This is a genomic window from Pseudomonas quasicaspiana, from assembly GCF_021147825.1.
In the GTDB taxonomy this organism is placed as follows: Bacteria; Pseudomonadota; Gammaproteobacteria; order Pseudomonadales; family Pseudomonadaceae; genus Aquipseudomonas; species Aquipseudomonas quasicaspiana.
This window is the reverse complement of the sequence record NZ_JAGTPI010000033.1, coordinates 34,026-54,559: the sequence shown is the minus strand read 5'-3', so window position 1 is coordinate 54,559 and position 20,534 is coordinate 34,026. Positions and strand designations below refer to the sequence as shown.

Sequence of the window (20,534 nt, the reverse complement as noted above, 5' to 3'; positions counted from 1 at the left end):
GAATGACATGCCCGCGTCTGCTCGCCGGGCACTCGCGATCATAACAGGTTGGCATTTTTTTATTTGCGGGCAGCTTGCCGCACAGCCCCGCACAGTCGAGACTGGGCTGATGCGAAATAGCTTATTGAAACAACCCTCGCCCAAAGGGCCTGGCAAAGAGTTTTTCCTCCCTGAGCTGTGCCTTCCGCAAGCGCTGTTGGTACTGGTCCTGCTCGCCGAATTATTGGTTCTGGTGTTGGTGCTGGTCGAACCCATGCGTCCGGGCTTTGATTGGGTGCGGCTGGCGCTCATGTCGTTGTTCGTGCAGTGGATTGTGCTCTTGTCAGCGGCTTTGTTGTGCGGGCTTCGACCGTGGCTGGCACGCTTGCCTGCGGGGCGTGCGGGGGTATTCGGTTGTTTGCTGGTTGTGGCGATTACCCTGCTCTGCACGGCAGTCACCGACGTTTGCCAACTGACCGGCAGAGTGACGTTTGGCGTGATGGTCGAGCGCTACGTACGTTATGGCCTTATCGCGCTGATCATGTCGGCCCTGATGCTGCGCTACTTTTATTTGCAGAGTCAGTGGCGCAAGCAGCAGCAGGGCGAGTTGCGTGCGCGCATCGAATCGCTGCAAGCGCGTATCCGGCCGCATTTTCTGTTTAATACCCTGAACAGCATCGCGAGCCTCGTGGCGACCAATCCGGTCAAGGCCGAGCAGGCGGTGCTGGATCTTTCCGACCTTTTTCGGGCCAGCCTGGCCAAGCCGGGAAGCCTCGTCACCTGGCGCGATGAGCTTGAGTTGGCAAAACGATATTTATCGATTGAGCAATATCGTCTTGGCGAGCGTCTACAGTTGGACTGGGTGATCAGTGGAATTCCAGACGACCTTCCAATTCCCCAGCTAACCTTGCAGCCACTACTCGAAAACGCTTTGCTTTATGGGATTGCACCTCGGGTCGATGGAGGTGTCGTAAAGGTAGAAGCAGATTATGAAAGGGGGGAGTTCATATTGTGTGTAAGCAATCCCTATGACGAAGTTGCCAGTCGGCAGACTTCCAACGGCACTCAGCAAGCACTGGTAAATATCGGTGCGCGCCTCACGGCACTTTTTGGTCCGCACGCGAGTCTGAGCGTGGAGCGCCGTGACGGTCGTCACTACACCTGTCTACGCTATCCTTGTGCGAGACTCACGCAGGAAGCCAGAGCTATATGAATGTCCTGATCGTTGATGACGAACCCCTGGCCCGCGAACGGCTTAGCCGGATGGTCAGTGAAATTGAGGGTTATCGGGTTCTGGAACCCGGTGCGTCCAATGGCGAAGAAGCCTTGGCGCTGATTGAAAGCCAAAAGCCGGATATCGTTTTGCTGGATATCCGCATGCCAGGCATTGATGGCCTGCAAGTCGCTGCCAGATTGTGCGAGCGGGAAACCCCGCCTGCTGTCGTCTTTTGTACTGCGCACGACGAATTTGCCCTTGAAGCTTTCCAGGTCAGCGCGGTCGGCTACCTGGTTAAACCTGTGCGGCCTGAGCATTTGATTGATGCCCTGAGAAAAGCCGAGCGCCCAAACCGCGTGCAGTTGGCGGCCATGACGCGCCCTGCGGCAGAAAGCGGCAACGGACCACGCAGCCACATCAGTGCACGGACCCGTAAAGGTATCGAGTTGATCCCGCTGGATCATGTGATCTATTTCATCGCTGATCACAAGTACGTCACCTTGCGCCATGAAGGGGGCGAAGTCCTTCTGGATGAGCCTTTGAAGGCACTCGAAGATGAATTCGGCGACCGTTTTGTGCGTATCCATCGCAACGCACTCGTTGCCCGTGAACGTATCGAGCGTCTGCAACGCACGCCTCTGGGGCATTTCCAGTTGTTCCTCAAAGGCCTCAATGGCGATGCCTTGATCGTCAGCCGTCGGCATGTGGCGGGTGTGCGCAAGATGATGCAGCAGCTGTAAAGCGGATTGAAATGCTATTCCTGTGGGAGCGGTGCTTGCCCGCGATAAGGCTGGACGTGATCTAAAGTGAACCGCGTCCAGCCTTATCGCGGGCAAGCACCGCTCCCACAATGTGTTCCAAGTCAAGAACTCACTGCTGGGATGATGCGTTGCACTGGTGCGACGACAGAGCACTGAGCCGTTTTTCCTGAACTGTTATCATCCGTTGCAACTACTACCCTGTACGGATTGATACATGTCCTCTCGCGAAATCCGCATTGCCACCCGCAAAAGTGCGTTGGCCCTCTGGCAAGCCGAATACGTCAAAGCCCGCCTGGAGCAGGCTCATCCGGGGCTGGTCGTGACATTGGTGCCGATGGTTAGCCGTGGCGATAAGTTGCTTGACTCGCCCCTGTCGAAAATCGGCGGTAAAGGGCTTTTCGTCAAGGAACTGGAAACAGCTCTGTTGGAGGATCGCGCGGACATCGCGGTGCATTCCATGAAAGATGTGCCCATGGACTTCCCGCAAGGCCTTGGCCTGTTTTGCATCTGCGAGCGTGAAGACCCGCGAGATGCGTTTGTCTCCAACCAATTCGCCAGCCTTGAGGCGTTGCCCGCTGGCAGCATTGTCGGCACCTCCAGCTTGCGTCGCCAGGCTCAGTTGCTGGCGCGTCGTCCTGATCTGAAAATTCATTTCCTGCGCGGCAACGTCAATACCCGTCTGGCCAAACTCGATGCGGGCGAGTACGACGCGATCATTCTTGCTGCAGCGGGTTTGATTCGCCTCGGGTTCGAAGACCGGATCACCGCAAGCATCAGCGTCGACGACAGCCTGCCAGCCGGTGGCCAGGGTGCAGTGGGTATCGAATGCCGCAGCGTCGATGCTGAAATTCACGCCCTGCTTGCGCCGTTGCATCACGATGCAACCGCCATCCGGGTGGTTGCCGAGCGCTCGCTGAACAAGCACCTCAACGGTGGCTGCCAGGTGCCCATCGCCTGTTACGCCGTGCTTGAAGGTGAGCAGATCTGGTTGCGCGGTCTGGTGGGCGATCCGTCAGGTGCATTGCTGTTGCGTGCCGAAGCGCGTGCGCCACAGGCTGATGCTCAGGCGCTGGGTGTTCAGGTTGCAGACGCACTGCTGGAGCAAGGCGCAGAAGACATCCTGAAGGCTGTTTACGGCGTGGCGGAACGAGAATGAGTGGCTGGCGACTGCTGCTGACCCGTCCGGCAGATGAGTCTGCCGCGTTGGCGCAGACTCTGGCTGACGCCGGGGTGTTCAGCAGCAGCTTGCCATTGCTCGATATTGAGCCGCTCCCGTCCAGTCCCGAGCAGCACGCTCTGGTTCAGGATCTGGACCTCTACAGCGCCGTGATTGTGGTCAGCAAACCCGCTGCGCGCCTTGGTTTGAAACTGGTTGCACAGCTCTGGCCGCAGACCCCCATCCTGCCCTGGTTCAGCGTCGGTGCAGGCACTGCGCAAATTCTTCAGGACTATGGCCTGGATGTCAGCTGGCCCGAGAGCGGCGACGACAGTGAGGCGCTGCTGGATCTGCCCAGGTTGCAACAATCCATCGCCATACCCGGCTCGCGCGTGTTAATCATGCGCGGTGAAGGCGGCCGCGAGTTGCTCGCCGAGCGTTTGCGCAGTCTTGGCGCCAGTGTTGATTATCTGCAACTCTACACACGTAACCTGCCCTATTATCCATCGTCGACGCTGGCTCAGCGTATCCAGGCGGAACGCTTGAACGCGGTAGTGGTCAGCAGTGGGCAGGGTTTTGAACACTTGCGTCAGTTGGCGGGCGATGCCTGGCCTGAGCTGGCGCGTTTAACTATATTCGTGCCGAGCCCACGTGTTGCCGACATGGCGCGCGAAGCCGGAGCCCGAACAGTTCTGAATTGCCGCGGCGCCAGCGCTGCGGCTTTGCTGGCAGCGTTACGGGAACACCCCGGGCCTGCCCCTCAGGCGTATTGATCGACGTGCTCTCTTTACCGATTACGCCCAAATGCAAAGGATGGATACGTGAGCGAAACAGCCTTGCCTAAAGATGATTCCGAATCTGTGCTGACACCACCGACACCCGACCCATTGCGCCCTGAGCGTCCGGCCGGACGCAGCAACGGGCTGGTGGTGCTGGCTTTGTTATTTGGCGTTGCTGGCATCGCCGTCGCCGGTTGGGGGGTATGGCAACTGCGCGCTGTTCAGGCGAGCCATCAACTGCAACGCACTCAAATGCAGGATATCGCCGCGCAAACCCTGACATTGCAAACCAGCGAGAAACAGCTCTCCGAGCGGCTGGCGCAATTGCCTCCTGCCGATGAGCTGGAAGAGCGTCGGCGTCTGGTTGCACAGTTGCAAGGCGATCAGCAACGCTTGAGCCAGCGGCTGGAAACCGTACTCGGTGCCAGCCGCAAGGACTGGCGTCTTGCCGAGGCCGAGCATTTGCTGCGTCTGGCGAGCTTGCGCCTCTCTGCATTGCAGGACATCAACAGCGCTCAGGCGTTGGTGCAGGGCGCTGACGAGATTCTTCGCGAGCAGGATGATCCAGGTTCCTTTGCCGCCCGTGATCAACTGGCGAAAAGCCTGGCGTCGCTGCGCAGCATCGATCAGCCGGACCGTACCGGTCTGTTCCTGCAGCTTGCAGCGTTGCGTGATCAAGTCGCCCAACTCAATGAGCTGGCCCCGGAATACAAAGACAAGGGCGAGTCGCTGCTTGGATTGACCGATGGCAAAAGCGAAGACAGCCATCTGGTGCAGTGGTGGAATGAGATCTCCCACTACATTCGCATCGATTTCAACGCCGACAAAAATATTCGTCCCTTGCTGGCCGGACAAAGCCTTACCCAGGTTCGCCTCGCGCTGAGCCTGGCGCTCGAACAAGCGCAATGGGCAGCCCTGAATGGCCAGCCACAAGTGTTTGAACATGCACTTGCCGAAGCCAAAGAGGTGTTGCGCACCAACTTCAATCAAGATGATTCCCAGAGCAAGATGCTATCCGCACGTCTGGACGAGCTTTCCAAACAGCCGGTTTCGGTGATGACTCCTGATCTCGCCCAGAGCCTCAGTGCCGTTCAGGCCTATCTTGAGCGGCGTCATGCCTCGGCCGGTGCGCCGGCAGCCGTGAAAAGCCAACCTGCTGAAGCCCGCGAGGGGACCAGCCCATGAAACGTGCCTATGTGCTGTTGTTCATCGCAATCGCCGTAGCTGCGGCGATTGGTGTGGCGATTGCCGAGCATTCCGGCTACGTCCTGATTGCCTATAAAAACTTCCGCTACGAATCCAGTCTGTGGGCCACATTGGGCCTGTTGTTTGCCATCTGGCTGGTGCTTGTCGTGGTGCGTCTGCTGGTCCGTCTGCTCACGACGTCCGGTTCGGTCGCAAATCCATGGTCGCGGCGCAATCGCACCCGACGCATTCAGGTGGCGATCGAGCAAGGTCAAATGGATCTGGTCGAAGGCCGCTGGGCCAGCGCACAGCGCCATTTGCATCGTGCCGCCGAATCAGAGCCGCAGCCCTTGCTGTATTACCTCGGTGCGGCTCGCGCCGCCAACGAGCTAGGCCATTACGATGAGAGCGACAGCTTGCTCGAGCGCGCCCTTGAACGTCAGCCTCAAGCAGAGCTGGCGGTTGCTCTGAGCCACGCCCAGTTGCAGCAGGACCGTGGCGACAGCGATGGCGCGTTGGTGACATTGCAGGCCATGAACGAACGCCATCCTCACAACGCGCAAATTCTGCGTCAGCTACAGCGGCTGTATCGCGAGCGCGGTGAATGGTCTGCGTTGATCAAACTCATGCCTGAACTGCGGAAAGACAAGGTTCTGCCACCGCAGGAGCTGGCGGAACTGGAGAAACGCGCCTGGGGTGAAAACCTCACGCTGGCGGCCTACCGCGAGCATGATGAAAACGGTAGCTCCGCGGGGTTGCCCGGTCTCGATAGCGCCTGGAAAGGCTTGACCTCGGCGCAACGTCAGGAGCCGCAACTGGTGCTGGCTTATGCCGAGCAGCTGCGCCGGTTAGGCGCAGACGCACAGGCCGAAGAGGCGCTGCGTGCTGCGCTTAAACGTGAGTACAACAGCCACCTCGCTCGTCTGTACGGTCTGGTGCGCGGCAGCGATCCTTCACGGCAGCTTCAAACCGCAGAGGGCTGGTTGAAAAACCATCCTGATGATCCGAGCCTGCTGCTGACCCTGGGTCGGCTGTGCCTGCAAAGCAGTTTGTGGGGCAAGGCGCGGGACTATCTGGAAACCAGCCTGCGATTACAGCGCAATCCGGAAACCTGTGCAGAGCTGGCGCGTCTGCTTGGCCAATTAGGCGAGACCGAGCGCAGCAACCAGCTCTTCCAGGAAGGCTTGGGCTTGCTTGACGAGCGACTGCTGGCACGACCACTCCCCGCCTTGGCAGGCTGATCAAACAGCCAGGATCTCTGGCTGCTTGAGATGTGTTTTGGCCGCCTATGTAGGAAAAGTCTTTCCTGTTTGCTTTTTGTAGGCAATGTCCTTCAAGAGATCGTGATGAAGCGTGCATCCATCGTCTGCAAATGCCCACCTAAACAGGGACGTATCCTTACGCTGGTGCCTTGAAAGGGTTGAGCGCTTTCACTACCGTAACTGCCTTCGTCTCTGGTTACGGATTTGCCATGCAACTGGCTCGCACACGCTCCCTGTTTTTTCTGGTGTTTATTGCCTGTGCAATGATCGTCGGCTCTGTTGTTTATCTGCAGTGTGTTGTCGTCGGGCTCTCACCTTGTGTGCTTTGTCTGTGGCAGCGTGCCGTCTTCGTGGCCAGTGGTCTTGTGGCATTGATCGCTACAATCCATGCGCCAGGCCGGGCAGGATGCGGGGCTTACAGTGCTGTCATCCTGCTGCTCACCTTGTCGGGTGCGGCAATAGCCGGTGGGCAAGTCTGGCTGCAGACGGCAACCATCGACCAGACCGCAGAGGTGATTGCGCAGGTCGAACGGCTGCTGGATATGCTCTCGCTTCATTCGCAGGTCGACAGATTGCGCAGTGATGCCGCGTTTTGTGCGGAAATTTCCTGGTCTTTGTTCGGCATCAGTTTGCCTGAGTGGAGTTTGCTGGCTTTTGTGGGCCTGGCGCTGGTCATGCTGTACGCACTGTTCAACGCTTCGGTCCGCGCTCCGACTGCCGAAAGTCGGGCCGGGGATTAAACACTTGTATGAACTTTATCTCCTGCGTACCTTGATGGGCTGGTCGTGCGGGCATAATCTGGCCCGCAAGCGTTATTGGATATATGCATCATCTGTTGCCCACAAAGCCTGTGTCGTCGACGCCGACGAGATCAAAACCAGGCCTGCGCAGACTGCATGCCCCTGAAGGGAAGTGATCATCATGTTGGAAAGCTGTCAGAACGCGCAGGAACGCTGGGGCGGGGTCAATAAGCTGATTGATCGCTGGCTGCAGGATCGCCTTGAACTGATACGCGTCTACGATGCTCTCGGTGACACACCCGAAGCCTTGGCGGCGGATCGTGAAGGCCTTCAGAAATTCTGCGAAGTACTTGTCGATTATGTTTCGGCCGGGCACTTCGAAATCTATGAGCAGCTCAACAGTGAAGCCAAGGCTTTCAATGATGAGCGTGGTCTTGAGCTGGCAGATACCATCTACCCGCGTCTGAAAGTCATCACTGAGTCCGCACTGGCCTTCAATGATCGCTGCGACAATGGCGACTGCTCTGATTGCACCGTTGTTGCTGCGGAGTTCAACAAACTGGGCGGCTTGTTGCATGAGCGTTTCGAGCTGGAGGATTGCCTGATCGAGGTGCTCCACAACTCCCACAAGGAAGAAGCGGCAACTCAAGCCTGATGACTTCTGCGTGAATGAAAAAAGGGGTGCCAGTGGGCACCCCTTTTTTGTTTCTGTCGGGATTAAAATTGAATCTCACTGTGGGAGATTCTGTTGTCTTCAAGCTTGATCGGCTTTAGCCGGGAGAGCGGTATTTCTGACGAAGAAAACTTAGCGAATGTACCGACGCCCTCCCGGCTAAAGCCGGTCCTGCGGGATTGTGGAACCTGCGGGAGCGAATTCATTCGCGAATGCGGCATTTCAAGCGATACATCAGCTGCGGATGTGCCGGCCCTTCGCGAATGAATTCGCTCCCACGGATTTGTGTTTGCAGGCCAACTGAGAATCTCCCACAGAGTTCAGTGCTGGATGATTACTGCGACACCCCAACCAGTTCGATTTCAAACACCAGCGGCGTGAATGGATCGATCAAGTCACCGGCACCCTCTGCGCCGTAAGCTTCAGCCGAAGGAATGACCAGGCGCCATTTGGCACCGACGGGCATATTTTGCAGTGCAGTGGTCCAGCCGCTGATTACGCTGTCGAGGCGAAACCATTGTGGCTGGGCGCTTTGGTCGAAGACGGTGCCATCTGGCAGACGACCGACGTAGCGAACCTGAACCCGGCCATCAACGCTTGGCTTGGGGCCTTTGCCTGCGACCAGTTCGGTCATCAATATGCCGTCTGCCAACTCGGTGACACCGGGTTTGGCTTTTTCGCTGGCCATGAATTTCTGTTCGCCTTCCATTGCAGCTTCGCTGAGCGGCTCGACGCTGCCTGACGCTTCGGCTTCGGCCACGGCGGCGTCATGTTCGCGCAGGATCTGCTCGATGCGCTCCTTCTTCAGCGCCAGAGGTTTGCCTTGGTAAGACTGCTGCAAGCCTTCAATCAGGGCAGGCAGATCAAGGTCCGGCACTTCCTGATGCAAACGCTCACCCAGGCTTGCGCCGAGGCTGTAGGCGAGATCGTGTGCCTCGCTGGAAGGTGCGGCGTGCACAGCCTGAGCCACCGGCAACAACAGGAACAACGACGTTAACAGGTAGCGCGACATGAATGCTCTCCGGCCTGGGAAGGCAGCGATTATGCCAGTGCAATGGCCCGTGTGTGATGAGTGTTTGAAGATGAATTTCGCACTGCATTGGCAGTGACTGCAACAAGCATTTATCCGGGTATGCAACAGGGAGCGTTTCATGCTGTCAAGATGCCCTAGCGGCGCTGCGGGCAGAGGTCTAGTATGGGCCGCAAATCAGTCAGCCTGGAGGTAAGTCATGTCGGCCAAAAACAAGCCAGTAAATACCCCGTTGCATTTGCTACAACAGCTGTCGAGCAGCCTGCTCGAACACCTCGAAGACGCCTGCTCCCAAGCGCTGGCTGATGCGGAAAAACTGCTCGCCAAGCTTGAAAAACAACGTGGTAAAGCGCAGGAAAAACTGCACAAGTCGCGTACCAAATTGCAAGACGCAGCCACCGCTGGTAAAGCCAAGGCACAAGGCAAGGCCAAGTCTGCCGTGGCTGAACTTGAAGAGTTGCTGGACGCGTTGAAAGAGCGCCAGAGCGAAACTCGCGGCTACATCCTGCAGCTCAAGCGCGACGCTCAGGAAAGCCTGAAACTGGCTCAAGGCGTTGGCCGGGTCAAGGAAGCCGTCAGCAAGGCGCTGGACAGCCGTGCCGCTAAACCGGCTCCTGCCAAAGCAGCTCCGGCCAAAGCGGTCGCTGCAAAAGCCAAAGCACCAGCGGCCAAAACCGTTGCTGCAAAAGCTCCCGCTAAAACTGCGGCCAAGGCTCCAGTCAAAGCACCTGCCAAAGTAGCGGCCGCCAAGCCTGCCGCGAAAACGGTTGCCAAGGCTGTTCCTGCCAAAGCAACGCCAGCCAAAGCAGCCGTAAAACCGGCCGCCAAAGCACCGGCTGCCGCAGCAAAACCAGCCAGCAAGCCAGCCGTTAAAACCGCAGTCAAAGCCCCTGCGAAAACCACGACAGCAAAGCCAGCGTCAGTTGCTAAAGCCCCGGCCAAAACTGCAGCGGCAAAACCTGCCGCAGCGAAAGCGCCAGCCAAACCTGCCGCTGCTGCCAAGCCAGCCGTCAAAGCACCTGCTGCAAGCGCAGCCAAGCCAGTTGCGAAACCTGCTGCTAAAACTGCTGCCGCCAAGCCGGCTGTGAAAGCACCGGCCAAGGCTCCTGCCAAACCAGCCGCAGCCAAGCCCGCTGCTAAACCAGCTGTCGCCAAGCCAACTGCGGCGAAACCAGCCGTGAAGCCTGCCGCTAAACCCGCTGCTGCCAAGCCAGTCGCTGCCAAACCTGCAACGCCGACTGCTCCCGCTGCGACTGCAACCCCTGCTCCAGCGCCAGCCACTGCTGCGACGCCTGCGCCTTCGGCATCCAACAGCAGCACCCCGACCAGCGCTTCCTAAGGCCGGTCCATCGCGACGCGCAGCACCTGCAGCGCGTCGTGATTTTGCCCGGCGGCCTCGCCCGCCAGGCAAATCAACCAATCCCCTTGTTCTGCGGTTTCCTGTGCCGACCATTTCAGTGTCTGCGCTTCCAGCCTCCTCAGCAGTTCTCGTTCCGCCTCCAGTTCCAGGGCTTTGACTTGCTCGCGTAGCACGCTCAAGGGCGTATCGTGCTGAGCGCTGTTGCGCCATTGCGTGCGCAATTCCCGGAGCGGGCGCACCACGTCGTCATGCCAGGGCGTGGCCAACTGTCCGATTTCCAGCGCGCGTTCGGTTGTGCAAACGACACCGCGTTGACTCAGCCATGCGCCGCACAACAGCAGGCAAACATTGGCGCCGCTGGCCTGCAGGCTCAGACAAGCCTGCTCGACACCCGGCCTGGCATACAAATCGAGGGTGAAACTCCAAAGGTCAGAAGGCATAGTGCGCTACCTGTTTGAGACGAAGCTGGTAGACTCCGCCGCCATTATGATTCGACTTCAAAGCCTTACCTTACAGCGTGGCCCGCAACGTCTGCTAGAAGACGCCGAGCTGACCCTGCACGCCGGTCAAAAAGCCGGCCTGATCGGTGCCAATGGCGCCGGTAAATCCAGCCTCTTCGCTTTGCTTCGGGGTGAACTGACCCCCGATGCCGGTGACTGTCTGCTGCCCGCCGACTGGCGTATCGCACACATGCGCCAAGAGGTCGACACCCTTGAGCGCATCGCCGTGGACTATGTCCTCGATGGCGACCTGCGCTTGCGCGAGGTGCAGCGCCTGCTGGTTGAAGCTGAAGCTGCTCAGGACGGCGCAGCCCAGGCACGTATGCACTCGGAGTTGGATAGCGCCGACGGCTATACCGCCGATGCACGGGCCCGCAAGTTGCTGGCCGGGCTGGGCTTCAGCAATGAACAGATGGAAAAGCCGGTCGGAGATTTCTCCGGTGGCTGGCGGATGCGCCTGAACCTGGCGCAAGCCTTGATGTGCCCTTCGGATCTGTTGTTGCTCGACGAACCGACTAACCACCTGGATCTCGATGCGATCCTGTGGCTGGAGGACTGGCTGAAGAGCTATCCCGGCACGCTGCTGCTGATCTCCCACGACAGGGATTTTCTGGATGCCGTGGTTGACCATGTCGCGCACGTCGATCAGCGCAAAATAACCCTCTATCGCGGCGGCTACAGCGCTTTCGAGCGCGCCCGTGCGGAACGTATGGCCCAGCAGCAACAGGCCTACGAGAAGCAGCAGGCGCAGCGCGCGCACATGGAAAAGTTCATCACGCGCTTCAAGGCTCAGGCCACCAAAGCCAAGCAGGCACAGAGCCGGATCAAGGCTCTGGAGCGTATGGAAGAGCTGTCCGCGGCGCATGTGGACTCGCCATTCGACTTCACTTTCCGTGAGTCCAGCAAGATTTCCAGCCCGTTGCTGGATCTGTCCGATGCGCGTTTGGGTTATGGCGACAGAGCGGTGCTGGAGAAGGTCAAGCTGCAACTGACCCCGGGTGCCCGTATCGGCTTGCTCGGGCCAAACGGCGCGGGTAAGTCGACCCTGATCAAAAACCTTGCGGGTGAACTCGAACCTTTGAGCGGCCACATGGCTCGGGGCGAAAACACGGTGGTGGGCTACTTTGCCCAGCACCAGTTGGACTCGCTGGATGCCAAGGCCAGCCCGATGCTGCACCTGCAGCGTATCGCTCCGACCGAGCGCGAGCAGACGCTGCGTGACTTCCTGGGTGGCTTCGACTTCCGCGGCGGACGTCTTGATGAGCCGGTGCTGAATTTCTCGGGTGGTGAGAAGGCGCGTCTGGCCCTGGCGTTGATCGCGTGGGACCGGCCGAACCTGTTGCTGCTCGATGAACCTACCAACCACCTGGATCTGGAGATGCGACTGGCGTTGACCATGGCCCTTCAGGAATTCAGTGGCGCGGTATTGGTGGTCTCCCACGATCGGCATCTGCTCAAAAGTACGACCGATGATTTCCTGCTGGTCGCTGACGGCCGTGTTCAGGAGTTCGACGGCGACCTGGAAGATTACGCACGCTGGCTGGCTGAGTATCGGCTGCGCAATGCGCCGGTCAGCAATACGCCGATCAACGTCGACAAGACCGATAAAAAGGCCCAGCGCCAGCAAGCGGCTGCGCTGCGTCAGCAGTTGGCTCCGCACAAGAAGTTGGCGGACAAGCTTGAGCGCGACCTTGGCACGTTGCACGAGCGGCTCGCCAAGGTTGAGGCGGAACTGGCCGACAGCGCCAATTACGAAGCGGCCAACAAAGACAAACTGCGTGATTTGCTCGCCGAACAGGCGAAGCTCAAAGTGAGTGAAGGCGAGTTGGAAGAGTCGTGGATGGAGGCTCTGGAGTTGCTGGAGTCCATGCAGGCTGAACTGGAAGCACTTTCGTGAGCACGTCGAGGGACTGATGGAAGCATTTGCATCGCTGGTTCCGCCGCACTGGGTGGAGCCGATCTGGCTGGGATTGCAGATACTGCTGATTCTGGTCGCCGGTTACATGGCGCAGCGGCTGGTGGGCCGTTTTCTGACCCGTCTCGGCGAGCGCTATCCGTTGCCCCCTGAACTACTGCTGCCACTGCGCGGTGGTTTACGCTGGTTCATCATGGGCAGTGCATTCGTGATTGTGCTGGGCCAGCTCGGGGTTTCTGCCACGGTACTGTGGACCGCTCTCTCAGGCTTCGTGGCGGTCGCTGCGGTGGCGTTTTTCGCCATGTGGAGCGTGTTGTCCAACCTGCTTTGCGCCGTGTTGATCTACACCATCGGGCCGTTTCGAATTGGCGATGTGGTGGAGTTGGTCGACACCCTCGACAAGCCGGGCGTCAAAGGTCGCGTGCTGGAAATCAACCTGATGTTCACCACCCTGATCGAGCCTCCCGAGGCCGGTGGCGCGCTGGTGCAGGTCCCCAACAGCCAGTTCTTCCAGAAGTCGGTGCGTCGCTGGCGCGGTTCCGATGGCTTCCCGACCATTGCGGTCGACAAAACGCCGGAAAATTAATTTTCGCGGCACCCCCTGATGGATCTAGTCAATTGCCCGAGAAGCCACTAGCTTATCGGGCATTGGTGTTTGTCCGAGGTGTGTAATGTCTTTTGATACATGGCTGGCTTTCTTTGCTGCTTGTTGGGTGATCAGTCTGTCGCCGGGTGCAGGCGCTATCGCGTCGATGTCCAGCGGCTTGCGTTATGGTTTCTGGCGCGGCTACTGGAATGCCTTGGGCCTGCAGATCGCATTGGCGGCACAGATCGCAATTGTCGCTGCGGGCCTCGGCGCGGTGCTCGCTGCCTCGGACATGGCATTCACACTGATCAAGTGGTTCGGTGTGGCCTATCTGGTTTATCTGGGCATCAAGCAATGGCGGGCACTGCCTGCCGACCTGTCCGAAGACTCGGCCGTTCGGCCTGTTGGTAAGCCCATGGCGTTGGTCGTCCGCGGGTTTCTGGTGAACATCAGTAACCCGAAGGCAATGGTCTTCATGCTGGCAATCCTGCCGCAGTTCATCGACCCTAACGCACCGCTGCTCGCTCAGTACCTGACCATCGGAGCAACAATGGTCACTGTGGACATGATTGTCATGGCGGGCTACACCGGGCTGGCTTCGAAGATATTGCGCGCGCTCAAGACCCCAAAACAGCAACGCCGCATGAACCGGACCTTTGCCGGTTTGTTCGTGGGCGCTGCGGGTTTCCTGGCAACGCTGCACAGGGCGTAGCAGCAACCTTTGTGGGAGCCGAGCTTGCTCGCGATGAACGATAACGCGACCGGACTTTTAAACTGTGTCGTCCTTATCGCGAGCAAGCTCGGCTCCCACAGGGGGCCGTTCAGACTTTTGACCCGCTCTGAAGATTACAAATACTCCCCCGCAGCCTCCGGCTGATACTCCACCGCCAGCAATGTCAGCTTGAGGGTCTTGCCGCCCGGGGCGGGCCAGTCGATGTGTTGGCCGACCTGCAGGCCCAGCAAGGCTGAGCCAATAGGTGCGAGGATTGAGACTGTGTCCTCGGCACCGGCATCTTTCGGGTAGACGAGCTTCAAGTGGTAATCCTTGCCACTGACTTCTTCGCGGCAATGCACTTTTGAATTCATGGTCACGACACCGGCGGGTACGTCTTCGTGGCTGACCACTTGCTCGGCGCGGTCCAGCTCGGCTTGCAGGGCTTCGAGGCCGGGAGTGGTTTCCTCAAGGCTCTCGATCAACTGTTCAAGACGCTGCACGTCCAGCCGGGTCAGGATGATGGAAGGTTGTGTCGACATGTTGGCAGGCTCCTTTTTCTGCGCTGCATAAAACAAAACCCCGCCTGAAGTGGCGGGGTTTTGAAGGGCTTCATCGATGAAGCATGTCTGGACACTAACACAGCAGGGGCATTACACAACCCGGCAAGACCGTTATGCGTCGGGAGACTGAGTAGCGTCAGCCACTTCTCGGCGCTGGTCTGCATTGGCGCGAATCTGTCGGCGTCGATTGTCGTCTGCCGAGCGCCATTCACGGATGTCTTCCACATGGCGGAAGCAACCGAGACACACTTTCTGCTCGTCGAGCCGGCACAGGCTGATGCAAGGCGAAGGCACTGCCGGGCTGACGTTACTGTACAGCGGCTTGGGCGGTCGGACGGAAGTAGCGGTCACGCTCAAATCTCGTCGAAGTCTAGTTCGACGCCAGCCTGCTCCAGCGTGAAGCGCTTGAGCATTTCGCTCAACAGCTCATCGCTGGTGTCGCAACTCCAGCGCTGCTCTTCTTCGTCGTAGTCGAAGTGAAAGCCGCCCGAACGCGCTGCCAGCCACAGCTGACGCAGGGGTTCCTGACGGCTGAAAATCAGCTGAGTGCCATTTTCGAACTTGACGGTCAACACACCGGCCGAGTTTTCAATGTCCAGATCCAGACCACTCTCGTCGAAAACATCTTCCAGATTTTGCTGGGTGGCATCGACCAGGTCGTGAAAGCGGGCTTCGGTCAAACTCATCAGGGGAACCTCAAAAAGTGTCTGCTGTTGGCGCAGCGACGCAAGATACGGTCGCTTTGAAGCAAATGCAAAGCTTACCCGCCCAACGAACAACACAGCGCCAATAATTCGCTCTGGCTACCACTGAATCAGTGGCGGAGCGTCAAAGCCCCGCCGGACGGGAACCCGGCCACGTAGGCAAGCCGCTGGGTGGCCGGTATACTCGGGCGCAATTAATGCTTTTACAAAGGATTTCGCCATGAAGCGCCTGATCTCTTCGCTTGCTGCGCTTGTCGCGGTCGCTTGTCTTGTTACTGCCTGCGGCCAAAAAGGCCCGTTGTATCTGCCGGATGACCAGAAATCTTCCGATGACCAGGCCAAGTCGCAATCGCACAAGCATCTTTAAGGGAATTACATGGACGCCTTCAACTACCGCGATGGTGAGCTGTTCGCGGAAGGTGTAGCGTTGTCTGCCATTGCCGAGCGTTTCGGCACGCCGACCTACGTCTACTCCCGCGCTCACATCGAAGCGCAATACAACGCCTATGCTGATGCCCTGAGCGGTATGCCGCACCTCGTCTGCTACGCCGTCAAAGCCAATTCCAACCTGGGCGTGCTCAACGTACTGGCGCGTCTGGGTTCAGGCTTCGACATTGTTTCCCGTGGCGAACTGGAGCGAGTGCTCGCTGCAGGCGGCAAAGCAGAAAGGATCGTGTTTTCAGGGGTCGGCAAGACCCGTGATGACATGCGCCGCGCGCTGGAAGTGGGCGTGCACTGCTTCAACGTCGAGTCCACCGACGAGCTTGAGCGTCTGCAGATTGTCGCGGCCGAAATGGGCGTTCGTGCCCCGATCTCGCTGCGCGTCAATCCGGACGTCGATGCTGGCACGCATCCGTACATCTCCACCGGCCTCAAGGAAAACAAATTCGGCATCGCCATCGCTGATGCTGAAGACGTCTACATCCGCGCTGCACAGTTGCCGAATCTGGAAGTCATCGGCGTCGATTGTCACATCGGCTCGCAACTGACCACGCTTGAGCCGTTCATTGACGCGCTTGATCGCCTGCTCGCGCTGGTGGATCGTCTTGGCGATTGCGGCATCCTGCTGAGCCACATCGATCTGGGTGGCGGTCTTGGCGTGCGTTATCGCGATGAGGAGCCACCGCTGGCTTCGGATTACATCAAGGCCGTGCGTGAGCGGATGGAAGGTCGTGACCTGTCACTGGTTTTCGAACCCGGCCGCTTCATCGTTGCCAACGCGGGCGTGCTGCTGACTCAGGTCGAGTACCTCAAGCATACCGAGCACAAGGATTTCGCCATCGTCGATGCGGCGATGAACGACCTGATTCGCCCGGCGCTGTATCAGGCCTGGATGGACGTCACTGCCGTTCGCCCACGTGACAGCGCGCCTCGCGCCTACGACATCGTCGGGCCGATCTGCGAAACCGGCGATTTCCTCGCCAAGGGCCGCGAACTGGCTCTGGCTGAAGGTGATCTGCTGGCCGTGCATTCGGCCGGTGCCTACGGTTTTGTCATGAGCTCGAACTACAACACCCGCGGTCGCACCGCTGAAGTGTTGGTCGACGGCTCGCAGGCTTTCGAAGTACGCCGCCGCGAGACCGTGGCCGAGCTGTTTGCTGGCGAAAGCCTGCTGCCGGAGTAACCCATGCTGCTGCGTTTTACCAAGATGCATGGCCTGGGCAACGACTTCATGGTTTTGGACCTGGTCAGCCAGCACGCGCATATTTTGCCCAAGCACGCCAAACAATGGGGTGACCGGCACACCGGCGTCGGTTTCGATCAGCTGTTGCTGGTTGAGACCCCGACCAATCCGGATGTCGATTTCCGCTACCGGATTTTCAACTCCGATGGTTCCGAGGTTGAGCAGTGCGGCAATGGTGCCCGCTGCTTTGCGCGTTTCGTGCTGGACAAGCGTTTGACCGCCAAGCGCCTGATCAAGGTCGAAACCAAAAGCGGAATTATTGAGCTGGAAATCCGCAATGACGGGCAGATCAGCGTCGATATGGGGCCGCCACGGCTGGTCCCGGCGGACATCCCGTTTCAGGCCACCGAGCAGGCATTGAGCTACAGCGTCGACGTTGACGGCCAGACGGTCGAGCTGGCCGCGGTGTCCATGGGCAACCCCCATGCGGTGTTGCGCGTGGACGACATCAACAACGCGCCCGTGCATGCACTGGGTCCGAAAATTGAACACCATCCGCGCTTTCCGGCGCGGGTCAACGTAGGCTTTCTCTACGTCGTCGATCGTCAGCGTGCGCAATTGCGTGTCTGGGAGCGCGGAGCCGGGGAAACCCAGGCCTGTGGTACTGGTGCGTGTGCGGCAGCCGTTGCGGCGATCAGCCAGGGCTGGATGGATTCGCCTCTGCTGATCGATCTGCCGGGTGGACGTCTGTCTATCGAGTGGGCTGGTCCGGGCCATCCGGTCCTGATGACCGGTCCCGCTGTACGGGTCTATGAAGGCCAGGTTCGTCTATGAGTGAGCAAAAGCGATGACTGACAAGCCTAAGACTTCAACCGACAAGCCTGGCGAATCGCCGGTCGATACCGCAGCGCCAAACCTTGAAGCAGAGGCGATCATCGCTTACCTGCTCGACCGCCCGGATTTCTTTGCCGAGCACGACGAGTTACTGGTGTCGATGCGTATCCCGCATCAGCGCGGCGATACCGTTTCGCTGGTCGAGCGTCAACTCAAGCTGCTGCGCGAGCGCAACATCGAGATGCGCCATCGTCTGTCGCAGTTGATGGACGTCGCCCGGGACAACGACCGGCTGTTCGAAAAGACCCGCCGTCTCAACCTCGCGCTGATGGATGCCAGCAGTCTCGAAGAAATCGTGATCGCCGTTGAAGACAGCCTGCGGCAGGACTTTCAGGTGCCTTTTGTCAGCCTGATTCTGTTCAGTGACAGCGCGATGCCGGTTGGCCGTTGGGTCAGCAGTGTGGATGCGCAAAAAGCTATAGGTGGTTTGATCGGCGACAAGACCGTGTGTGGCGCGCTGCGCGAGCATGAGCTGACCTTCCTGTTTGGCGCTGAGCAGGGCAAGGAAGTCGGTTCAACCGCCGTCGCGACCCTCAGCCATCTCGGCCTGCATGGCGTGCTGGCCATTGGCAGTCGCGATCCGCAGCATTACAAAAGCTCGGTGGGGACCCTGTTTCTCAACTACATCGCCGATGTACTGAGCCGTCTGCTGCCGCGCTTCACCCACTCCCTACGCTCGGTTCGCTAGTGATGGAACGACAGCTGGACGCTTACTGCACACATTTGCGCAGTGAGCGCCAAGTGTCGCCACACACACTTGAAGCCTATCGCCGTGACCTCAACAAGGTGCTGGCGTACTGCGAGAAGCAACAGCTGAACAGTTGGGCTGCGCTGGATATTCAACATCTGCGCAGCCTGATCGCCCGCCAGCATCAGCAGGGGCAATCCTCGCGCAGCCTGTCGCGTCTGCTGTCAGCAGTACGTGGGCTTTATCACTACCTCAATCGCGAAGGCATCTGCGAGCACGACCCGGCCAATGGCCTGTCGCCCCCCAAAGGCGAACGACGCCTGCCGAAAACCCTCGATACCGACCGTGCCCTGCAATTGCTGGACGGTGGTGTTGAAGACGACTTCCTCGCCCATCGTGATCAGGCGATTCTGGAGTTGTTCTATTCGTCGGGCTTGCGCCTGTCCGAGCTGACCGGTTTGAACATGGAGCAACTGGACCTGAGCGAAGGCCTGGTGCAAGTGCTCGGCAAAGGCAGCAAGACCCGCGTTCTGCCGGTGGGCAGGAAGGCCCGTGAAGCGCTGCAGGCGTGGATCGCACTGCGGGCGCTGGCCAATCCTGAGGATGACGCCGTGTTCATCAGCCAGCAGGGCCGACGCCTCGGGCCGCGCGCCATTCAGAAGCGGGTCAAGGCCGTTGGTGAGCGCGAGTTAGGGCAAAACCTGCACCCGCACATGCTGCGGCACTCGTTTGCGAGCCATCTGCTTGAGTCGTCCCAGGATTTACGCGCAGTGCAGGAGTTGCTCGGTCACGCTGATATCAAGACCACGCAGATTTATACCCATCTGGATTTCCAGCATTTGGCATCGGTCTACGACAGCGCCCATCCGCGGGCCAAACGCAAAGGTTCTGACCATGATTAAGCTGATCACCTTCGACCTCGATGACACGTTATGGCACACCGCACCGGCTATCGTCGGCGCCGAAGCCACCCTGCGTGACTGGCTGGCTGCCAACGCGCCAAAGCTTGGTCCGGTGCCTGTCGAGCATTTGGGGGAGATTCGTGCGCGGCTCGTGGAAGCTGATCCGACCTTCAAACACCGCATCAGCGCACTGCGGCGGCGCGTGCTGTTCCATGCGCTGGAAGACGCCGGTTATGCCTCGGCTGAAGCTCAAGCGCTGGCTGATCAGGCTTTTGAGGTGTTTCTGCATGGCCGCCATCAGGTCGAGATATTCCCGGAGGTCCATCCGACCCTGGAGATTCTGGCCACGACCTACACGCTGGGTGTGATCACCAACGGCAATGCCGATGTGCGTCGTCTGGGGCTGGCCGATTATTTCGCCTTCGCGCTGTGTGCCGAAGATCTGGGGGTTGGCAAGCCAGACCCTGCGCCATTCGTGGAGGCACTCAAGCGTGCGAATGTCGATGCGGGCGCTGCGGTGCACATCGGCGATCACCCCGGCGATGACATCGCAGGCGCCCAGCAGGCCGGTATGCGAGCGATCTGGTACAACCCGGCGGGTAAGCCTTGGGAAGCAGACAAGCAGCCTGACGCCGAGATCAGCAGCCTGACGCAGTTGCCAGGGGTGTTGAGTCGCTGGGTGTAGGTGATGTGCGGTTGCTGATGACTGTGGGAGCTGGGCTTGGTCTGGGCGGCATTCCGACGATAAGGCTAGACGCGATCTAAAGTGAACCCAGTCCAGCCTTATCGCGGGCAAGCCCAGCTCCCACAGGGGATCGCGTCTCTTCCATAAAATTTACCCAAAAAAAAGCCCGCAGCGACAGCGGGCTTTTTCTTATCCGGCAACAGACTCCCTTAGATAGGGCGGCTACCGTATTTGTTATCCGGCTTCTTGGGCGGATCGGCGACCACGTTGGCCTCCACTTCCTGCACCTTGCCACCGCGGGCGAGGAACTCTTCCATGGCACGAGCCAGAGCATCACGCTCTTTGTTCTTGGCTTCGACACTAGGCAGTTCATCAACCGAGACAGCAGCCTTGGCCTTGCCTTTGGTCGGGGTTACCGTAGCTTCCGCACCGTCATCGGCATCAGCGCCATCTTCTTCGGGAGCAGCCGCAAGCTCCTCACCGTCCTCTTCACCTTCCAGATCATCAACCAGATCGTCGTTGTCATCGTCGCTCATGTTCTACCTCATGACTTGCGAAAGCAGATTAGTTATAGCCCAGCTGCGTACGTTTACGAATGCTGCCGGAAGAAATTCAACATC

24 protein-coding genes are annotated in these 20,534 nt (G+C 59.0%); 18 read left to right on the top strand and 6 right to left on the bottom strand.

Annotation, left to right across the window (positions count from 1 at the left end; genetic code table 11):
* The first annotated feature begins 109 nt into the window (after positions 1 to 109).
* The 8 genes from KDX30_RS18515 to KDX30_RS18480 all read left to right on the top strand — a co-directional run bounded on the left by KDX30_RS18515 (position 110) and on the right by KDX30_RS18480 (position 7,733).
* Positions 110 to 1,192 carry a sensor histidine kinase gene (locus KDX30_RS18515; RefSeq protein WP_027899426.1) on the top strand — a complete coding sequence of 361 codons (1,083 nt, stop codon included), beginning with the start codon at positions 110 to 112 and terminating at the stop codon, positions 1,190 to 1,192.
* Positions 1,189 to 1,935, top strand: coding sequence for a LytR/AlgR family response regulator transcription factor (locus KDX30_RS18510; RefSeq protein WP_027899425.1), 747 nt, complete (start codon positions 1,189 to 1,191; stop codon positions 1,933 to 1,935). The genes KDX30_RS18515 and KDX30_RS18510 overlap by 4 nt, the downstream gene beginning before the upstream one ends.
* A 235-nt stretch (positions 1,936 to 2,170) precedes the next feature.
* Complete coding sequence (gene hemC, locus KDX30_RS18505; protein ID WP_027902933.1) at positions 2,171 to 3,112, top strand: hydroxymethylbilane synthase; 942 nt, start codon at positions 2,171 to 2,173, stop codon at positions 3,110 to 3,112.
* On the top strand, positions 3,109 to 3,885 hold the full coding sequence (locus KDX30_RS18500) for a uroporphyrinogen-III synthase (RefSeq protein ID WP_231677150.1): 777 nt from the start codon (positions 3,109 to 3,111) through the stop codon (positions 3,883 to 3,885). Before hemC ends, KDX30_RS18500 begins: the two co-directional genes overlap by 4 nt.
* 48 nt (positions 3,886 to 3,933) lie before the next feature.
* Positions 3,934 to 5,076 (top strand): uroporphyrinogen-III C-methyltransferase, encoded by a 1,143-nt coding sequence (locus KDX30_RS18495; protein ID WP_099270262.1) that lies wholly within the window; start codon positions 3,934 to 3,936, stop codon positions 5,074 to 5,076.
* A complete protein-coding gene (locus KDX30_RS18490; protein ID WP_231677149.1) occupies positions 5,073 to 6,317 on the top strand; it encodes a heme biosynthesis protein HemY in 1,245 nt (414 codons plus the stop codon). The genes KDX30_RS18495 and KDX30_RS18490 overlap by 4 nt, the downstream gene beginning before the upstream one ends.
* Before the next feature lie 230 nt (positions 6,318 to 6,547).
* The gene (locus KDX30_RS18485) at positions 6,548 to 7,078 is read left to right on the top strand and encodes a disulfide bond formation protein B (RefSeq protein WP_231677148.1); all 531 of its coding nucleotides are present in this window, start codon (positions 6,548 to 6,550) and stop codon (positions 7,076 to 7,078) included.
* Between the two features lie 181 nt (positions 7,079 to 7,259).
* Entirely contained in the window at positions 7,260 to 7,733 is a 474-nt protein-coding gene (locus KDX30_RS18480; protein ID WP_027902928.1) for an Rsd/AlgQ family anti-sigma factor, read from the top strand.
* Positions 7,734 to 8,085: 352 nt separating this feature from the next.
* On the opposite strand, the gene KDX30_RS18475 is transcribed toward KDX30_RS18480, so the two are convergent.
* The gene (locus KDX30_RS18475; RefSeq protein ID WP_027902927.1) at positions 8,086 to 8,763 is read right to left on the bottom strand and encodes an FKBP-type peptidyl-prolyl cis-trans isomerase; all 678 of its coding nucleotides are present in this window, start codon (positions 8,761 to 8,763) and stop codon (positions 8,086 to 8,088) included.
* A gap of 217 nt (positions 8,764 to 8,980) precedes the next feature.
* Between KDX30_RS18475 and KDX30_RS18470 the strand changes: the two genes are divergently transcribed.
* A complete protein-coding gene (locus tag KDX30_RS18470; RefSeq protein ID WP_122396660.1) occupies positions 8,981 to 10,120 on the top strand; it encodes an AlgP family protein in 1,140 nt (379 codons plus the stop codon).
* Here KDX30_RS18470 and KDX30_RS18465 read toward each other — a convergent pair.
* On the bottom strand, positions 10,117 to 10,581 hold the full coding sequence (locus KDX30_RS18465) for a TIGR02444 family protein (protein ID WP_099270267.1): 465 nt from the start codon (positions 10,579 to 10,581) through the stop codon (positions 10,117 to 10,119). The genes KDX30_RS18470 and KDX30_RS18465 overlap by 4 nt on opposite strands.
* 46 nt (positions 10,582 to 10,627) lie before the next feature.
* On the opposite strand from KDX30_RS18465, the gene KDX30_RS18460 reads away from it, so the two are divergent.
* The 3 genes from KDX30_RS18460 (at position 10,628) to KDX30_RS18450 (ending at position 13,854) form a co-directional block, all read left to right on the top strand.
* Positions 10,628 to 12,538 (top strand): ATP-binding cassette domain-containing protein, encoded by a 1,911-nt coding sequence (locus KDX30_RS18460; RefSeq protein WP_099270348.1) that lies wholly within the window; start codon positions 10,628 to 10,630, stop codon positions 12,536 to 12,538.
* A gap of 16 nt (positions 12,539 to 12,554) precedes the next feature.
* Positions 12,555 to 13,142 carry a mechanosensitive ion channel family protein gene (locus KDX30_RS18455; protein WP_027902923.1) on the top strand — a complete coding sequence of 196 codons (588 nt, stop codon included), beginning with the start codon at positions 12,555 to 12,557 and terminating at the stop codon, positions 13,140 to 13,142.
* An 85-nt stretch (positions 13,143 to 13,227) separates the two neighbouring features.
* Complete coding sequence (locus tag KDX30_RS18450) at positions 13,228 to 13,854, top strand: LysE family transporter (protein ID WP_099270268.1); 627 nt, start codon at positions 13,228 to 13,230, stop codon at positions 13,852 to 13,854.
* Between the two features lie 134 nt (positions 13,855 to 13,988).
* Here KDX30_RS18450 and rnk read toward each other — a convergent pair whose 3' ends face one another.
* The 3 genes from rnk to cyaY form a co-directional block, all read right to left on the bottom strand.
* Complete coding sequence (rnk, locus tag KDX30_RS18445; RefSeq protein ID WP_099270269.1) at positions 13,989 to 14,396, bottom strand: nucleoside diphosphate kinase regulator; 408 nt, start codon at positions 14,394 to 14,396, stop codon at positions 13,989 to 13,991.
* Positions 14,397 to 14,528: 132 nt separating this feature from the next.
* Positions 14,529 to 14,768, bottom strand: coding sequence for a DUF1289 domain-containing protein (locus KDX30_RS18440; protein ID WP_027902920.1), 240 nt, complete (start codon positions 14,766 to 14,768; stop codon positions 14,529 to 14,531).
* A 2-nt stretch (positions 14,769 to 14,770) separates the two neighbouring features.
* Complete coding sequence (gene cyaY / locus KDX30_RS18435; protein ID WP_099270270.1) at positions 14,771 to 15,103, bottom strand: iron donor protein CyaY; 333 nt, start codon at positions 15,101 to 15,103, stop codon at positions 14,771 to 14,773.
* A 238-nt stretch (positions 15,104 to 15,341) separates the two neighbouring features.
* Between cyaY and lptM the strand changes: the two genes are divergently transcribed.
* From lptM to KDX30_RS18405, 6 genes are read left to right on the top strand one after another with little or no spacing between them, the layout of a single operon-like run.
* Positions 15,342 to 15,488: an LPS translocon maturation chaperone LptM gene (lptM, locus tag KDX30_RS18430; protein ID WP_049827215.1), complete on the top strand. Its 147-nt coding sequence runs from the start codon at positions 15,342 to 15,344 to the stop codon at positions 15,486 to 15,488.
* 9 nt (positions 15,489 to 15,497) lie between these two features.
* Positions 15,498 to 16,745, top strand: coding sequence for a diaminopimelate decarboxylase (lysA, locus tag KDX30_RS18425; RefSeq protein ID WP_122396658.1), 1,248 nt, complete (start codon positions 15,498 to 15,500; stop codon positions 16,743 to 16,745).
* Positions 16,746 to 16,748: 3 nt separating this feature from the next.
* Entirely contained in the window at positions 16,749 to 17,579 is an 831-nt protein-coding gene (gene dapF / locus KDX30_RS18420; RefSeq protein ID WP_122396657.1) for a diaminopimelate epimerase, read from the top strand.
* Positions 17,580 to 17,592: 13 nt separating this feature from the next.
* A complete protein-coding gene (locus KDX30_RS18415) occupies positions 17,593 to 18,327 on the top strand; it encodes a DUF484 family protein (protein ID WP_231677147.1) in 735 nt (244 codons plus the stop codon).
* A 2-nt stretch (positions 18,328 to 18,329) separates the two neighbouring features.
* On the top strand, positions 18,330 to 19,229 hold the full coding sequence (gene xerC, locus KDX30_RS18410) for a tyrosine recombinase XerC (protein WP_027902915.1): 900 nt from the start codon (positions 18,330 to 18,332) through the stop codon (positions 19,227 to 19,229).
* Positions 19,222 to 19,914 carry an HAD family hydrolase gene (locus tag KDX30_RS18405; protein ID WP_231677146.1) on the top strand — a complete coding sequence of 231 codons (693 nt, stop codon included), beginning with the start codon at positions 19,222 to 19,224 and terminating at the stop codon, positions 19,912 to 19,914. Before xerC ends, KDX30_RS18405 begins: the two co-directional genes overlap by 8 nt.
* Before the next feature lie 209 nt (positions 19,915 to 20,123).
* Here the strand turns inward: KDX30_RS18405 and sutA are convergent, their stop codons facing one another.
* Entirely contained in the window at positions 20,124 to 20,450 is a 327-nt protein-coding gene (sutA, locus tag KDX30_RS18400; RefSeq protein WP_027899839.1) for a transcriptional regulator SutA, read from the bottom strand.
* Between the last annotated feature and the right edge of the window lie 84 nt (positions 20,451 to 20,534).

Coding starts and splice junctions, on each gene's coding strand:
- dapF (WP_122396657.1), top strand. CDS start 16,749: ATGCTGCTGCGTTTTACCAAGATGCATGGCCTGGGCAACGACTTCATG.
- lptM (WP_049827215.1), top strand. CDS start 15,342: ATGAAGCGCCTGATCTCTTCGCTTGCTGCGCTTGTCGCGGTCGCTTGT.
- KDX30_RS18405 (WP_231677146.1), top strand. CDS start 19,222: ATGATTAAGCTGATCACCTTCGACCTCGATGACACGTTATGGCACACC.
- hemC (WP_027902933.1), top strand. CDS start 2,171: ATGTCCTCTCGCGAAATCCGCATTGCCACCCGCAAAAGTGCGTTGGCC.
- KDX30_RS18480 (WP_027902928.1), top strand. CDS start 7,260: ATGTTGGAAAGCTGTCAGAACGCGCAGGAACGCTGGGGCGGGGTCAAT.
- rnk (WP_099270269.1), bottom strand. CDS start 14,396: ATGTCGACACAACCTTCCATCATCCTGACCCGGCTGGACGTGCAGCGT.
- KDX30_RS18455 (WP_027902923.1), top strand. CDS start 12,555: ATGGAAGCATTTGCATCGCTGGTTCCGCCGCACTGGGTGGAGCCGATC.
- KDX30_RS18415 (WP_231677147.1), top strand. CDS start 17,593: ATGACTGACAAGCCTAAGACTTCAACCGACAAGCCTGGCGAATCGCCG.
- KDX30_RS18500 (WP_231677150.1), top strand. CDS start 3,109: ATGAGTGGCTGGCGACTGCTGCTGACCCGTCCGGCAGATGAGTCTGCC.
- lysA (WP_122396658.1), top strand. CDS start 15,498: ATGGACGCCTTCAACTACCGCGATGGTGAGCTGTTCGCGGAAGGTGTA.
- KDX30_RS18470 (WP_122396660.1), top strand. CDS start 8,981: ATGTCGGCCAAAAACAAGCCAGTAAATACCCCGTTGCATTTGCTACAA.
- KDX30_RS18510 (WP_027899425.1), top strand. CDS start 1,189: ATGAATGTCCTGATCGTTGATGACGAACCCCTGGCCCGCGAACGGCTT.
- KDX30_RS18450 (WP_099270268.1), top strand. CDS start 13,228: ATGTCTTTTGATACATGGCTGGCTTTCTTTGCTGCTTGTTGGGTGATC.
- xerC (WP_027902915.1), top strand. CDS start 18,330: ATGGAACGACAGCTGGACGCTTACTGCACACATTTGCGCAGTGAGCGC.
- KDX30_RS18485 (WP_231677148.1), top strand. CDS start 6,548: ATGCAACTGGCTCGCACACGCTCCCTGTTTTTTCTGGTGTTTATTGCC.
- KDX30_RS18490 (WP_231677149.1), top strand. CDS start 5,073: ATGAAACGTGCCTATGTGCTGTTGTTCATCGCAATCGCCGTAGCTGCG.
- KDX30_RS18465 (WP_099270267.1), bottom strand. CDS start 10,581: ATGCCTTCTGACCTTTGGAGTTTCACCCTCGATTTGTATGCCAGGCCG.
- KDX30_RS18515 (WP_027899426.1), top strand. CDS start 110: ATGCGAAATAGCTTATTGAAACAACCCTCGCCCAAAGGGCCTGGCAAA.
- KDX30_RS18475 (WP_027902927.1), bottom strand. CDS start 8,763: ATGTCGCGCTACCTGTTAACGTCGTTGTTCCTGTTGTTGCCGGTGGCT.
- KDX30_RS18460 (WP_099270348.1), top strand. CDS start 10,628: ATGATTCGACTTCAAAGCCTTACCTTACAGCGTGGCCCGCAACGTCTG.
- cyaY (WP_099270270.1), bottom strand. CDS start 15,103: ATGAGTTTGACCGAAGCCCGCTTTCACGACCTGGTCGATGCCACCCAG.
- sutA (WP_027899839.1), bottom strand. CDS start 20,450: ATGAGCGACGATGACAACGACGATCTGGTTGATGATCTGGAAGGTGAA.